This is a genomic window from Microcoleus sp. T3_D1 (assembly GCF_036700405.1).
Lineage (GTDB): Bacteria > Cyanobacteriota > Cyanobacteriia > Cyanobacteriales > Microcoleaceae > Microcoleus.
Window position 1 is genome coordinate 1 of the sequence record NZ_JAUBOV010000072.1, and the last position, 13,755, is coordinate 13,755.

The window sequence follows — 13,755 nt, forward strand, 5'->3', positions numbered from 1 at the left end:
GGAGCCGTGTGAGGTGAAAGTCTCATGCACGGTTTTGAAGACCAGCGAGACTGGTGACAGTCTCGCTGAGTTTAATACCTCTACTTTGACGCTCAGAAATCCTGTCTCAGCAAGTCGGTTCGTAGATTAAAGAATCTCCGTGCGTTCACGCCGGAGAGTGTCAAAACTTTGGATAGCGCTATGGGTCAAATAGAACTGACGCAGCAAGCGGGTTTAAACTCCAAAATACGTCATTTCAGGCATGAGTCAACCAAAAACTCGGTTTGTTTGATTAGCGCGCGTCAGGAGTGGAAAAATAGTTAGTGCTGGACGCACGGGTGGCTATCCACCGGGGTTTTTTCATAAAAATAGTTGGTTGCAGCCCGCCGACACGCTAAAAAAACCTGGTTTGAGATACCAGTTCCCAAAAAAAATGCAACAGCCGACAAATTCTAACCCCTTACAGAATCAGTCTTTCCCACTTCTTTAATTCTTTAATCTCAACTCTATAATAGGATGAGCGTGTAGAGTGAGTCCCGGATGGAGACTGCATTCATCTCGATCGCCAATGTTCCCAAAGCTCTCGATCGCGCTAAGATGGCGGTGGCAGTCGTTAAAAATTCAGTTGCCAGCGGCAGATTCCGAACTCTTAACAGCACTTGGCCTACTAAAACCATCTCAACTTCAAAACCGGCGCTCATCAGGCTGTACTTTACCGAAATGTTGTGGGTTCGTAATATTTCTGCTTCATCATGCCAATCAGATATTTGACCGACCAAATTTTAAAAATGTCAGGCAAAGTGCCAATTCGCATCGTCCTTGTTGTGCCTTTTGCCCTCCAGACTTTCGCGGCGGTAGGGTTGACGGGGTGGCTGTCGCTGCGGAACGGGCGCATAGCCGTCAACGATGTTGCCGCACAACTGCGGGCAGAAGTCACATCGCGTATCCAGCAACATATTAATAGTTATATTGAAACGCCACACCAAATCAATCAGCTCAATCTCGATGCCATCCGTCTCGGCATTGTGAACCTGCAGGATAGTGAGAGTTTGCAACGCTACTTCTACAAACAAATCAAAATTTTTGATAAAATTAGCTACATTCAATTCGCATCCGAAGAAAAAGATTTTATTGGAGTTGAACGCCTCGACGACGGCAAGTTGCAAGTTCAGATTTCTAATCCATCTACTGGCTATAACTTGCATAGCTACGCGCTGTCCGAGTTCGAGGAACCAACCAAGCTATTAAAAACTACTCTCAACTACGACCCCCGCGTCCGACCTTGGTACATAGCTCCGGTGCGCGCAGGCAAACCGACTTGGAGTAAAATCTATAATTTTTTTGGCGCTCCCAAACTAGCGATTACGGCTGCTCAACCTGTTTATGGCGATGATGGTAAACTGATTGGCATCCTGGGTTCGGACTTGGCCCTTGCCAAGCTCAATCAATTCTTGGAAACTCTAAAAATTGGGAAATCAGGACAGACTTTTATTGTAGAAAGGTCGGGGCAATTGGTGGCCAATTCTACTCCTGAACCGCCATTTATTGTTAGCAATGGTGTTGCGAAACGGATTGTGGCCACGAGCAGCAAGAATGTTCTCATTCGATCGACCGCCCGCTATTTGACAGAACACTTCGGAGATTTGCACAAAATTGACAGAGCTCGCCAGTTAGATTTTACGATCGACGGTCAACGGCAATTTCTACAGGTGACGCCGCTTTTAGACAGCAGGGGCCTCGACTGGTTGATTGTGGTGACGGTTCCTGAAGCCGATTTTATGGAAAGGATTCATGCCAACACTCGGTATACTGTGGTGATGTGTCTGGGTGCTTTGGTGCTGGCAACGGCCATTGGCGCTCTGACTTCTAGGTGGATTGTTGTACCGATTCGGCGTCTGAGCAAGGCTGCGGAGGCTTTGTCCCGGGGAGAATGGGGCGGGATTGTGGTAGATTCCCGGTTGATGGCGTCTGTAGATCGGGAGGATGAGGTGGGTGTCCTGGCTCGCTCTTTTAATATGATGGCCGCTCAATTGGAAGAGTCGTTTACTACTCTCGCAGATCGGGTACAATCTGCGATCGCCGACAAAAATGAATTAATTATTTCTCTGAAAAACTCGCAGCGAAAACTGGCTCTCCATCTTCACCAAACTCCTTTGGGAGCGATTGAATGGGATCTAAACTTTGAAGTAGCGGAATGGAATTTGTCAGCCGAAAGAATTTTTGGATACAACCGCTTGGAAGCAATGGGACGCCACGGAGTCGATCTCATAGTTCCTGAAAGTGCTAAGGAGTATGTCAGGCAACTATCTATAACTTTGCTGACTAATACAGGAGGAGTTACCAGCCTTAACGAGAACATCAGAAAAGACGGCAAAATAATTCTGTGCGAGTGGTACAATACGACTTTGGTTGATAGTGACGGCAGCATCATTGGGGTGGCATCGCTGATTCAGGATGTGACTGAATTTCACAGTGCTGTGGAGAAGTTGCGGGCTAGCGAGGAGCGGTTTCGCCAGTTGGCAGAAAATATTCATGAGGTATTTTGGATTAGAGAACCCAATCAAAAGCAGCTAGTTTATGTGAGTCCTGCTTGCGAAAAAATATGGAATTTGAGCTGTCAGAGTTTGCAGTCAGAACCGGAGGCTTTTTGGGATGCTATTCACCCGGAGGATCTCGATCGCGTCAAGGCTGGTTTTGAGAAACAGGTGCGGGGCGATTATGATGAGGAGTATCGGGTAGTGCGCTCGGACGGTTCAGTTTGCTGGGTGCGCGATCGGGCTTTTCCAGTCCGCAACCAAACCGGAGAAATTTACCGCATCGTCGGTATTGCCGAAGATATTACCCAGCGCAAATTAGCAGAAGAATTCCAAAAGGTAGCTCAAACCGCTCAAGCTGCAAACCAAGCCAAAAGCGCCTTTTTAGCTAATATGAGCCACGAATTGCGAACTCCCCTCAACGCGATTATTGGTTACAGCGATATGCTCAAAGAAGACGCCGAGGATTTAGGCTGCGAAGATTTTATCCCCGACTTGCAAAAAATTCAAACAGCGGGCAAACACTTGCTATCTTTAATTAGCGACATTCTAGATATTTCTAAGATTGAAGCGGGTCGGATGGAACTTTACTTAGAAACTTTCAACCCGGTTAATTTAATTGACGAGGTAGTTTCTACTGTCAAACCCTTGGTAGATAAAAATTCTAATAAGTTTGAAGTTTATTGTGCTGACGACTTGGGAATGATGTATGCTGACATTACCAAAACTCGTCAAATATTGCTCAACCTGCTGAGCAATGCAGCCAAATTTACGGAACAGGGTACTATTAGCCTCTGCATGGAAAGAGTTAAACATGACAGCTTAACCACTCAAGAAATAGCAGAACCTTCCGACTCAATAATTTTTCGCGTAGCTGATACGGGCATTGGGATTCCCCCCGAAAAATTGCAGCATTTATTTCAAGCATTTATGCAGGGCGACGCATCAACTACGCGCAAGTATGGCGGCACGGGTTTGGGATTGACTATTAGCCGTCACTTTTGCGTGATGATGGGTGGCGATATGCACGTTGAAAGCGAGTTAGGTTGCGGTTCGGTTTTTACTGTGTGCTTGCCGGCCCGCGTTGAATTATTGGTCAGCAGTTAGTCTTGCTATCCGGGACGCAATTGTTAGACAAGAAACCAGGTTTATTGACAAAAAACCTACGATTTTAGATAATTTATGAGCAATAAACCAAGGTGATGATAGGATGCAGCCTCAGTGTTATTCTAGTTAATTCGCCGTTTCTGCCGGCCTAAAAGTTGAGCTGTTAATACGCCGCCGACAAAGCCAAAGAAATGCGCTTGCCAGGAAACTCCCGGCTGCGAGGGCAAAACTCCCCAAATTAAACTGCCGTAGAAGAAACCGACAATTAAAGATAACAAAATAGATGTAAAACTGCGTTCAAAATAGCCCCGCAGCAGCAAGAAACCGAAGTAACCAAAGATTAATCCGCTGGCACCAATGTGAACGGAATAGGGCGCGCCAGTCAGCCAAACTCCGAATCCGCTGACTAGCACAGTGACGGCACTCACGATAAAAAAGTCGCTAATTTCTCGCAGCATTATCAACCAACCCAATGTCACAAAAGGGAGGGTATTGGCGGCTAAGTGAGCAAAACTGCCATGCAGAAAAGGCATCAACAGGATGCCTTGAAGTCCGTCGAGGCTGCGGGGGCGGACTCCGTAAGCATTCAGCCTGCCTCGGAACAGGAATACATCGACAATTTCGATAATCCAGAGGAGGGAGACGAAGCCGCCGAGAATGGCGGCGTGGCTTTGCAATTCGCGGGCGATAGCTTTGGTTTCTGGGTTGCTCATGGGTGGTGAGGGCGGTGATACCGATTATTTCTCATTGTAGAAGTTTCTGAGCGATCGCGAGCAAAGATTGTTGGGTCGAGGTTTCAGGGTTTTTTGCAGCAGAGCTTATTTAGAAATATTATAAGTTTTATTAAAAATTCCGCATTTTCACGTATGGGATAATTCTCTTCGATGCGTCACAATTGTAATTGAACTACAAAAGGAGACTCAACCGAAGGTTGAAGCTAAAAGGTAGAAGACAGAATTTTTACCCTCTCAATCAATTGTTGGGCTGGAAATGAGGACACTTTTTAGAGCGCACACCGTCTTTAAAAAAATCAGGAACTACTTTTCTCGCCCTAAGTCATTAATTTAAGAAGTTCAATCCGGTAAAGCAAAACGAGATGCTGTAGATACTGATTGTAGATAATATCGCACAAGCTCTACAGAGAGTTCTTGGCACCTCGTTATAAAAGAGGAAGAGAGCAAAATGAACGTATTTGAGCATACAGTCTCCTACCGAACTCTGCCACATTGGGTAGGATTTGGCAAACCAGAAACCGCCGTTAATGTCGCTACAAATTCTCAACCTTACGGTCAAAAGCCACACTTTGACCCCTTGCATCCGCTAAAACAATGGCTTGATAACACTGCAATTAAAAGTCAAAAGTTGGCTCGGTTTCTGTGTAAGTATATTCCCAGCCAGTGTCCGTTTGAGCGAGAAGTCAAAATTGGCGATCGCACTTTATTATCCATTCCGCCGCTGTGCAAGTTAAATCCGCTTTACGAGCAAGTGGTTGGGCTGCGCTTTCGAGCTTTGTGTTATTTGGCTGACGAGTGTGGCGAGGATGTGACTCCTTATTGTTAATTCTGCAAAAACTTAAGTTTCTCACTGTCATTTCACCCTCCCTTCTCCTTGTTGGGGAGGGTTTTTGTTTTGTGCACGCTTTCCGGGATAAAAAGTGCGCTCAATTTCTCGATCGTCGAGTAAATCAGCTTTAAATCCATTCTTTTTTTATGGATTTTTACCTCAAGGGTAGTTGTTTGGGAGGTTTTCGTGGTTCGTCTCTTGCGTAACTTTATTGGGTAATCTCCCAAAAGATGTACGGTTTTGTCACCTCCACAGCGCTATGAGCTAGATACCATTAGAAAAGTGTCAAGGACATCATCAATCTATGTAGGTTGAGCAGTGGAGTGGGCCAACCCACAATTAAAGTTCAGGTTTACTCCCCACATTTTTTACAAAATTGATATATTAGTAATTGATGCAAATATTTAAGCGATTTCAATCAATAATATCACTAAGACTCAAATTCAAACTCACGAACTCGGTAAAGAACGGTACAAATTATAAAAACCTTCAAGGATATAACTAATACCAAGTGTTGAAAAAAACGTTTTTTGCAGTAATTATTGCGCTTTTATCCTTTATGGTTGCACTCATCCTATCAGCTCAAAGTTCTGAGGCTGTCAATCAACTATATGTATTTGGGGACAGCCTTTCGGATATGGGAATGGTGTTTCGATCGAGCGGGGGTCAATATCCGCCTCGTTCGACTTACTTTCAAGGGCGCTACTCGAATGGTAAAGTTTGGGTAGAATATCTTGCCGATCGCCTAAAGTTGCCTCCTGAACGAGTCACTAATTTGGCCTATGGAGGTGCAACAACGGGGAGCGATCGCAATAGCCTTGTCCCTGGTTTGTTAGCTCAAGTTCAGTCATGGACTAAATCCCAAAAACAGGCAAATCCTCATGCGCTGTATGTACTGTGGGCGGGTGCGAATGACTATTTGCAGGGGGTAAATAATGCGAATCTTCCCGTTGAAAATGTGGGGAGGGCGATCGCGTCTCTTGCTGATGTGGGTGCCAAAAATATCCTGCTGGCAAATTTACCAGATTTGGGGCAGTTACCGGCGACGCGAACAGGCATTAATTCGGCAAGGCTCACTGCATTAACACAAGCACACAATCAGGGTTTGAGGCGAACGGTTAAGGTATTAAGTCAACAGCATCCTGACTTAAAAATTGCGACTCTGGATGCTAATGCGCTTTATCGCCAAGCGATCGCAAACCCGGCTAAATATGGCTTGACTAATGTGACGAGTGCGTGTTTATCGGGTGGAGGTGTTTGTGGTAGTCCCGATCGATTTTTGTTTTGGGACGGCATTCATCCGACGACTGCCGCACACAGGATTTTGGGGGAAGCAGCATCCGCGATCGTGCAGGAGAGCGGCATGATTAAATCTGAATTGGGGACGCTTCGGTAAACCATTTTAAGGCTTTCCGGGCGATCGCCACAATACCGGGAGGCTGCCTTGGAGTAGAGGTTGACATGATTTTTTGCATGAGAGCAATAGTGGTTCATCTGATCTTGTAGAAATTTCTCTCGTGGGCGATCGCACTTTATTTTCCATTCCGCCACTGTGCAAGTTAAATCCGCTTTACGAGCAAGTGGTTGGGCTGCGCTTTCGAGCTTTGTGTTATTTGGCTGACGAGTGTGGCGAAGATGTAACTCCTTATTGTTAATTCTGCAAAAACTTAAATTTCTCACTGTCTTTTCACTCTCCCTTCTCCTTGTTGGGGAGGGTTTTTTTATTTTGAGATTATTCGGCGGTTGAAACCTGTTAACCTCAAACTCAAATGTGGCGAAGCGCCCGTCATTTGAGTTCGAGGTTAAATTACACAAACTTTCGTCTGCCTCAGCAGAAAAGCCAGATATTCTGTTAGATACCCGGCTTTTTGAAGAAGTCGGGGCTTGAAAGCCCGATCGCATTTAAATACTAAAGGGAGCGAATCACTCGTTGTTCGAGAATGCGTTTGCCTTTGTTATAAATACTAAGGCTAGCTCCTGTAACAATGTAATCGTAGGCGCCATTTGTGGCCACGTAACCAGTCCCCTCTTCAGTTCGAGCACGCAGGGCGATCGTGCTGCCGTTACTCTTTTTAACGCCGTAGTAATATAGTTGATTGGCGTGGTTGTAGCACAGATAAATCCGAAAGTTGCTGGTCTCAAAATAGTTTTCCACTTTTTGTCTTTTGCGAGCACAAAAATCCCTCACGAGTTTTTGGGGAGTGGATACATTAGCTATTTGTATGGTTTCAATCGGAGACTGAGTGCGAGACGCTGTTGGTGCAGTGCTTGTGTTCGATTGTCCTAAAGCCAAGGTTGCCGCTGGATTGCTGGCAAATAGCATTAAACCGAGTAAGCTGGTTTGTGTGAGTCTTGCTGTGAAGTTCATAAGTCATTCGTTTAAAATATGTTGATGCGTCTAATCTAGGTAAGTTGGATTGATGAGGGCGATCGAACAGTACAGTTTTCACCATTGGCCTCAAGGAGGAAATTCTGGGATGCAATTTCCGTTTCCCCTGAGAGATGGCACTATTCTCAATAAGCTTTTAGGGGCAGGCTAGAAGCCCGCCCCACAATAGGATTGAATGTATAGTCGAAGGCTGGTTACTGAGAATGATATTTTTTTGTGAGTTTCTCTGCAACTGACTAGCCGGCGGACAATTAAATAACTGGCACTTTCGATTGCTGAGAGGACTTATGCACTAACAGGTGATCGCGAGGACAAAGCAGAGAATTATTTTAAATATGGTGCGCCAACTGCGGCCGCGGATGCTAGTTTTCATTAATTTTGATAAGTGCGATCGGGCGACACGCACCCGCAACCCACGAGGGAACTGTTTACGTGTCGCTTTTGGGCTTTTCCGGTTCAGAAGGTTATATCTCCCTTTTTTTTCGCTTCCAAAACGGCTGTTTCAACGATAAAAGCGATCAAACTAGCTGTGGGTCTACCTTGCCGATCGGCCCACAGTTCTAAGGATTCATAGATGTAGTAGGGGAGTGTGATGTGAACGCGCTTGCTCACTGTCAATATTTGCTTTTTGCTAACGACCCCAATCATATCAAAACTGTGGGCTTGCTTATCCCCTCAAATTTCAGGCTCGATCGGGACTGTCCTCCTCGTAATCCATTAAGTCTCCGGGCTTGCAATTGAGTGATTTGCAGAGAACGTTTAACGTTGCTGCGTCTATTCTGGTGAGGTAACGGCGAGTTTTGAGTCGAGAAATAGACCTGGGATTCATGCCCGTTAGGACAGCCAGTTCCTTGTTACTGATATTCCGATCGGCCATGACAACTGCTAATCTCCACCGGATCACTGTTTAACTGCTCGTATAGCACAACCTTTGCAAGGCAGATGCTAGCACCTTGTATGCCAAATTTTTTGCTGTATAGACTGTTACAGTTGCATAATAGACCGCAGCGGTTGTCAAACTGCTTTATTTGGATTAAACTAAGTATGCAAAAGTCAAAAGCCAGTCCGACGCTTTCCGAGGGCTCAGGACTGGCTATGGCTCCAATTTACAAAGGAGATACATCTATTATGCGGTATGAAAAACGTCTCAAACCGTGGATCGTGGTTCGTTTGCTTCCGAATCTGCAAAGGGTCGTTGTGGGTCGCTTTCGCAGTTGGTCAGATGCAGAGGGTCACTTGCGAGTTCTCAAACAACTGCTTCCCGGTGCTCGATTGACTCTAGTTTTCGATCCGATCGATTAATTTTGGTTGCGAGTTGATAAGCGTGCGTGAAGCGAAGCTATCCCGAAGGGAATCGCCCGCTGGTTTGAGAAGGGCGATCGCCTTTTCTAAGCTAAGACCAACTTTTGTCTTTTACCTATGTAAAAGCTTCTAATATCCTAGTCATGGGAATAAAAAGTGAAAGTTCATCGCCTTCTAAGGCAATGAACTCGTATTGCAAATAAAATCCCTTAGCTTGTTCGTTCAATGCGTCAACTATCACTCCCAATACTCCTATATCTTCTGACAAACGAATCACTCTGTTAAAAGCATCGACTAGCAGTGTCTCACCTAGTCTTCTACCCTGCATTGATTGAGTTACTGCCAGTTTTCCGATCCGCATGACTGGAAGGGGGTAGCGCGGCAACCCTCTTCTGTAATTTTCAGGAAGTAACTCTAGTTGTAATGCAGCCATACTTATTGAATAATAACCTGCTACTTGACCGTCACCGTCTTGAGGAATTGCCACCCAAGTTTTAGCAATCCCTTTTCTTTGATTTTGTCGGGCATATTTTTTGAGATACTGATTTAACTCCGGCACACCGCAATCAAAATTCTCCCGAATCACCCGGCTATCATCTATTGAGCAAAAAATCCATTCCATTATTTATTTGCGATCGTATTTTTGCCGATACCTCTCGATCGCTGCTTTCAGCTTAGAGTTAAGTTCTGGTGGGTTTTCAATCGCTGAGGTAACAATTTCCCAATTGGGTTCGGAAAGAACGATCTTTTCTGGTTTAAGTGGCAGTTCTTCGGCTAGATTTAGAGCAACTTCGAGCAGATATTCGCTCAGACTAAGACCCCACAGGGTAGCTGCTTTTTCTAACAGTTCTTTTTGTTCCTGATTGATAGTTATCTCAAGGGTGCTTGTTTGGGGAGTTTGTGTAGGGGTTGACATATTTTTTCACTGAGAGCAAGGTTGGCTCATTTGATATTATAGCAATTTTTAAGATGGGCGATCGCGCTCTGTTTGAAAAGGCAAGCGTTTATGATAAAAGCTAGAAAGTATTGATTGACAGAATTCCTCTATTGTGATATCGTAAAGTTTATATTTATTAAATTAATCAACTTAATATGACTAAGCCATTTCAAAGAATAATGCAAGCCGATGATTTGCTAGAAAAAGCTAAGCGTCGCGAACAACAGTTGAGAATTAAATCTAGGCAGCGGTCGTTACACGGAAAGTCAATTAGAACTCCTGCTATTAACACTATACTGAAAAAATCAGGAAACAAATGGGGATTTGGAAGTGAAAAAGCCTTGGAAGATTTTGTGTATGATAACTTGGATTGTTTGTTTGGACTAACACCTTTGAACCGTCAACATACGGTTAACGGAGAAGTTTGTGATATTTTGGCAGTAGATGAAAGTAAACAGTTAGTAGTGCAAGAGCTAAAAAACGAGGCAGATAAAGGTCTTATTCAGCAATTAACTCGTTATTATAGTAATTTGATTCAGTTTAAACCATACGATCGGGAAATAGATTATATCAAACCTATTAGGTTGATCGCTATTGCACCTAGCTTTCATAAACAAAACTTAATAGATATAAAGTACAGCCAACTATCTTTTGAATTATTTAAATTTGATGTAATTCAAGAGGAAGATAACTTTTTAGTAAAATTTACTAATATAAATACAGGTCAAGTTTTTAGTACAGAGTTTCAACACAGTCAACAAGATGTTTGGGATATAGCTGCCAATTTACCGGAACCACCCAAAGCATTGTATAACATTATGGCAGAATGCACTGCTGAACATCAGGGAAAAGTTCTTAAAATCAGAGAGCATATTCTTTGTTTTCATGAAAAAATTCAAGAAATAACTGCTAGTGGTGTTGTTAAGTACGGTCGTGGTATAACCAAAATTTGTGCAGAAATTCGTCATAGTAGTTCCTCAAAAATGTATCAGGCTGATTCATCAAATTATCCGGGACTTTACTTAAATCTACCTATCCCTGATAAACAATCAGTAAGTTACAGGCCACCTCTGGGCAGAATGCAAATCCTGGCTGATGAATTGCAGAATGTGATCTTCGTAGGCTATATCCCTCAAGGTAAAAGAGGGGTGTCGAGTGTTTATAAGTTTCAAGATTTTGAAAAGTTTATAAACCCGGCAAAGGTAACAAACCAATCTACACAATTAGAAATTTTGATAGACTTAGCTTTAGAAAACTGGTTGCAAAGATTTTAAGTTTACTAAGATTAGTCAGATACCGTAGGGTGCGTCGCTCTTGAAAATCTCCGAACTAAATCGAAAATCTCATAGCGACGCACCCTACAATTAATTAAGCGCCGACAGATTCCTTCGCTGCGTACAGCACCTCAACGGTAATCTTATCAATCCCCCGATCGCGCGCGAACTTCTCAGTATTCCGTTTCACCTTACCCCGGACAAAACCAGGGATTTTATTCAACTCAGCCTGTCCATCCTTCGTCCAACCCATATCAGAATCAGCCGAAATACCCTTGGTAATCACTTCCTTGGTATCGTGGCCGCCGAAGATTTCCAGCAAGTGGTCTTCCATTCCCAAAGTAAAGGAATTGTAGACCAAATCTACGCACTGATTTGTACCTTCGTAACCCAAAAATGGCTTGTAGCCGATCGGGAAATTTTGGACGTGAATCGGTGCAGCAATTACGCCGCAGGGAATATCCAACCGCTTACCTACGTGGCGTTCCATTTGGGTACCGAAAATTGCCGAAGGTTCCGCTTTGGCGATCGCATCCCCGATCGCTCCGTGATCGTCCGTCACCAGCACTTCATCGCAATACTCGCTTACCTGTTCCCGGAACCAGTCAGCGTCGTGTTTGCAGTAGGTTCCTGCCCACACAACGTGGATTCCCATCTCGCGAGCCAAAATCTTCGTCATCGCCGCAGCGTGCGTATTATCGCCAAATACGACGGCTTTTTTGCCCGTTAAGTTTTGGCAGTCGATCGATCGCGAAAACCAAGCAGCCTGCGACACAAACCGCGTTTGTTGGTCAATAAAATCTTCGTAATTAACATCCGCACCTTGAGCATTCAAAACTTGCTGAATCTTGCGGATACAGCGCGCAGTTTCTACCACACCCATCGGCGTAATATCGACCATCGGGGTGCCGAATTCTTTTTGCAAATACTCCCCGGCCATCATCCCCAATTCCCGATAAGGAACCAAGTTAAACCAAGCGCGCGGCAGTCTTTTTAAGTTATGAACCGAAGCACCTTCGGGAATAACTTCGTTGACTTCTATGCCCAAATCTGCCATCAAACGCTTCAACTCGGTGCAGTCGTGCTGGTTGTGGAAACCCAGCGTAGACATACCGATAATGTTGACAGATGGTTTTTCGCTTTTGGCTTCTACTAAATCGCCTTTTTTGCGGGCTTTGTTAATGTAAAATTGGACGATTTGATCCAAAGTGTGATCGGCTGCTTGGAGTTCGTTTACCCGATAATGGTTAACATCCGCCAGCAATACATCGCCTTTGGCATCCAATTGAGCTCGTTCCACGAAGTTTTCCAAGTCTTCTTGCAGAATGCTGGAGGTGCAAGTCGGGGTGAGCACGATTAAATCTGGGCGTTCTTCTCTGTCTTTGCGGGTGATGTTGTCCACCACCCGTTCCTGCGAACCGCGCGCCAATACGTGTCTGTCAACGACGCTGGTAGTTACCGGGGTGAAATCCCGTTCCCTCTCCAGCATGGAACGCATGACGTTGAAATAATCGTCTCCAATCGGTGCGTGCATGATCGCATGGACGTTTTTGAAGGAACTGGCCACGCGCAAAGTGCCGATGTGGGCTGGGCCTGCGTACATCCAATAAGCCAATTTCATAGGTTTTTTTTCCTGGTGCTGGTTGAGAATTGCCCGATCGGGCGATTACTGCTAAATTTTAAGGTTGTTTCTGATTTTCTCACCGGATGAATCCTTGAGAAATACTAACTTTCTGAGAATTTCCAGATTTAGGAAATGCTCAAACGCTTTGCCTGCTTGGCATTTGACTCGCTATTTAAACAACTTTACCTGGGTTTTATGGCAATAATTCTTAATCTTTCCTAAAATTTTCTTAAGAGTTAGGCAAATTTGATTAATGTAGGGTTCGCTGCCGTGCACCAGACAAGGTGCAATAATTCTGCATTTCTTGTCAAATTTACTCTGCTCAAACGGTCAATCGATTTTAGATTTTAGATTTTAGATTTTAGATTTTAGAATTGAAGCATTGACCCCACGGATAAATTCGGGGGGCAAGTTTCTCGGATACAGGTTTTTTATTTCTGGACGGATGAATCCGAGGGCTTGTATTCTGGATGCTTTCGGTCAGTTAGTATTGTTAATCTATGGTCAAAATAGATAGAACTGAAGGAAATTGCAGATTCCGAAGCAACACTTAACTCCCTCCGCGCCTCGGTAGCGAATTATAGTTAAGATTTGCACCGCCCGGTTTTTTTCAAGCACCCCCAATTCGTGCCCGATCGCCGGAAAAAATAAATCTTTAAGCACTTGCGTATTTTCACGAGATGTGGTGACGCTCCAGTAAAGTCAAGCCATTGCTTAGAATCGGAGATGATTTAGTTGTCAACATGGCGATCGAGGATTAAAGTAAATGCTTGCACAAATCCTGTATTTGTGATTTTGTTTACCTAACTGCTGAGGTGACGAAAGCCCCAGCGTGCTTTTGTCAGCAGTAGCTCATTCCTGTCAAGGCCTGCTTTCCCACACATCCCAAAAGATAGCTCTTGAGCGATAATGAGGAATAACATAGGATTTACGAAAAGAAACCCGATTTACACGAAAAAATCTTGGGTTTGTCAACGACTAGCAACGAAGAAACCCGGTTTCTAGCCCGCCGCGCGTCAGTCCTGTAACATTGACCAAGCACACCT

At 44.4% G+C, this 13,755-nt stretch carries 13 protein-coding genes and 1 pseudogene; 6 read left to right on the plus strand and 8 right to left on the minus strand.

Translation table 11 applies throughout. The annotated features are described in order from the left end of the window. Positions 1 to 485: 485 nt before the first annotated feature. A complete protein-coding gene (locus QT992_RS25500; protein ID WP_333321509.1) occupies positions 486 to 680 on the minus strand; it encodes a hypothetical protein in 195 nt (64 codons plus the stop codon). A 51-nt stretch (positions 681 to 731) separates the two neighbouring features. Between QT992_RS25500 and QT992_RS25505 the strand changes: the two genes are divergently transcribed. Further along, positions 732 to 3,620, plus strand: a complete 2,889-nt coding sequence (locus QT992_RS25505) for a PAS domain S-box protein (RefSeq protein ID WP_445251177.1) — start codon at positions 732 to 734, stop codon at positions 3,618 to 3,620. A gap of 122 nt (positions 3,621 to 3,742) precedes the next feature. Here QT992_RS25505 and QT992_RS25510 read toward each other — a convergent pair whose 3' ends face one another. After that, positions 3,743 to 4,333 carry a rhomboid family intramembrane serine protease gene (locus tag QT992_RS25510; protein WP_333321506.1) on the minus strand — a complete coding sequence of 197 codons (591 nt, stop codon included), beginning with the start codon at positions 4,331 to 4,333 and terminating at the stop codon, positions 3,743 to 3,745. Positions 4,334 to 4,802: 469 nt separating this feature from the next. On the opposite strand from QT992_RS25510, the gene QT992_RS25515 reads away from it, so the two are divergent. The 3 genes and pseudogenes from QT992_RS25515 to QT992_RS25525 all read left to right on the plus strand — a co-directional run. Then, the gene (locus QT992_RS25515; RefSeq protein WP_333321505.1) at positions 4,803 to 5,180 is read left to right on the plus strand and encodes a Mo-dependent nitrogenase C-terminal domain-containing protein; all 378 of its coding nucleotides are present in this window, start codon (positions 4,803 to 4,805) and stop codon (positions 5,178 to 5,180) included. A 562-nt stretch (positions 5,181 to 5,742) separates the two neighbouring features. Then, on the plus strand, positions 5,743 to 6,579 hold the full coding sequence (locus tag QT992_RS25520; RefSeq protein ID WP_333321504.1) for an SGNH/GDSL hydrolase family protein: 837 nt from the start codon (positions 5,743 to 5,745) through the stop codon (positions 6,577 to 6,579). 124 nt (positions 6,580 to 6,703) lie between these two features. Continuing rightward, positions 6,704 to 6,838 (plus strand): annotated as a pseudogene (locus QT992_RS25525) (Mo-dependent nitrogenase C-terminal domain-containing protein); the annotation flags it as partial. Positions 6,839 to 7,092: 254 nt separating this feature from the next. Here the strand turns inward: QT992_RS25525 and QT992_RS25530 are convergent. The 3 genes from QT992_RS25530 to QT992_RS25540 all read right to left on the minus strand — a co-directional run bounded on the left by QT992_RS25530 (position 7,093) and on the right by QT992_RS25540 (position 8,476). Beyond that, a complete protein-coding gene (locus QT992_RS25530; RefSeq protein WP_333321502.1) occupies positions 7,093 to 7,551 on the minus strand; it encodes a hypothetical protein in 459 nt (152 codons plus the stop codon). A gap of 477 nt (positions 7,552 to 8,028) precedes the next feature. Further along, the gene (locus QT992_RS25535; protein ID WP_333321501.1) at positions 8,029 to 8,184 is read right to left on the minus strand and encodes a ribbon-helix-helix domain-containing protein; all 156 of its coding nucleotides are present in this window, start codon (positions 8,182 to 8,184) and stop codon (positions 8,029 to 8,031) included. 70 nt (positions 8,185 to 8,254) lie between these two features. Next, on the minus strand, positions 8,255 to 8,476 hold the full coding sequence (locus QT992_RS25540; protein ID WP_332944252.1) for a helix-turn-helix domain-containing protein: 222 nt from the start codon (positions 8,474 to 8,476) through the stop codon (positions 8,255 to 8,257). A 140-nt stretch (positions 8,477 to 8,616) separates the two neighbouring features. On the opposite strand from QT992_RS25540, the gene QT992_RS25545 reads away from it, so the two are divergent. Continuing rightward, a complete protein-coding gene (locus tag QT992_RS25545) occupies positions 8,617 to 8,874 on the plus strand; it encodes a hypothetical protein (RefSeq protein ID WP_333321510.1) in 258 nt (85 codons plus the stop codon). Between the two features lie 115 nt (positions 8,875 to 8,989). Here the strand turns inward: QT992_RS25545 and QT992_RS25550 are convergent, their stop codons facing one another. Together QT992_RS25550 and QT992_RS25555 are read right to left on the minus strand one after the other, a co-directional pair. Continuing rightward, entirely contained in the window at positions 8,990 to 9,496 is a 507-nt protein-coding gene (locus QT992_RS25550) for a GNAT family N-acetyltransferase (RefSeq protein WP_333211645.1), read from the minus strand. A gap of 3 nt (positions 9,497 to 9,499) precedes the next feature. After that, entirely contained in the window at positions 9,500 to 9,790 is a 291-nt protein-coding gene (locus QT992_RS25555; protein WP_333180649.1) for a DUF1778 domain-containing protein, read from the minus strand. A 176-nt stretch (positions 9,791 to 9,966) separates the two neighbouring features. Between QT992_RS25555 and QT992_RS25560 the strand changes: the two genes are divergently transcribed. Beyond that, on the plus strand, positions 9,967 to 11,085 hold the full coding sequence (locus QT992_RS25560) for an endonuclease NucS domain-containing protein (RefSeq protein WP_333321500.1): 1,119 nt from the start codon (positions 9,967 to 9,969) through the stop codon (positions 11,083 to 11,085). A 94-nt stretch (positions 11,086 to 11,179) separates the two neighbouring features. On the opposite strand, the gene bchB is transcribed toward QT992_RS25560, so the two are convergent. Beyond that, positions 11,180 to 12,706, minus strand: a complete 1,527-nt coding sequence (bchB, locus tag QT992_RS25565; protein WP_333341844.1) for a ferredoxin:protochlorophyllide reductase (ATP-dependent) subunit B — start codon at positions 12,704 to 12,706, stop codon at positions 11,180 to 11,182. Positions 12,707 to 13,755: the final 1,049 nt, after the last annotated feature.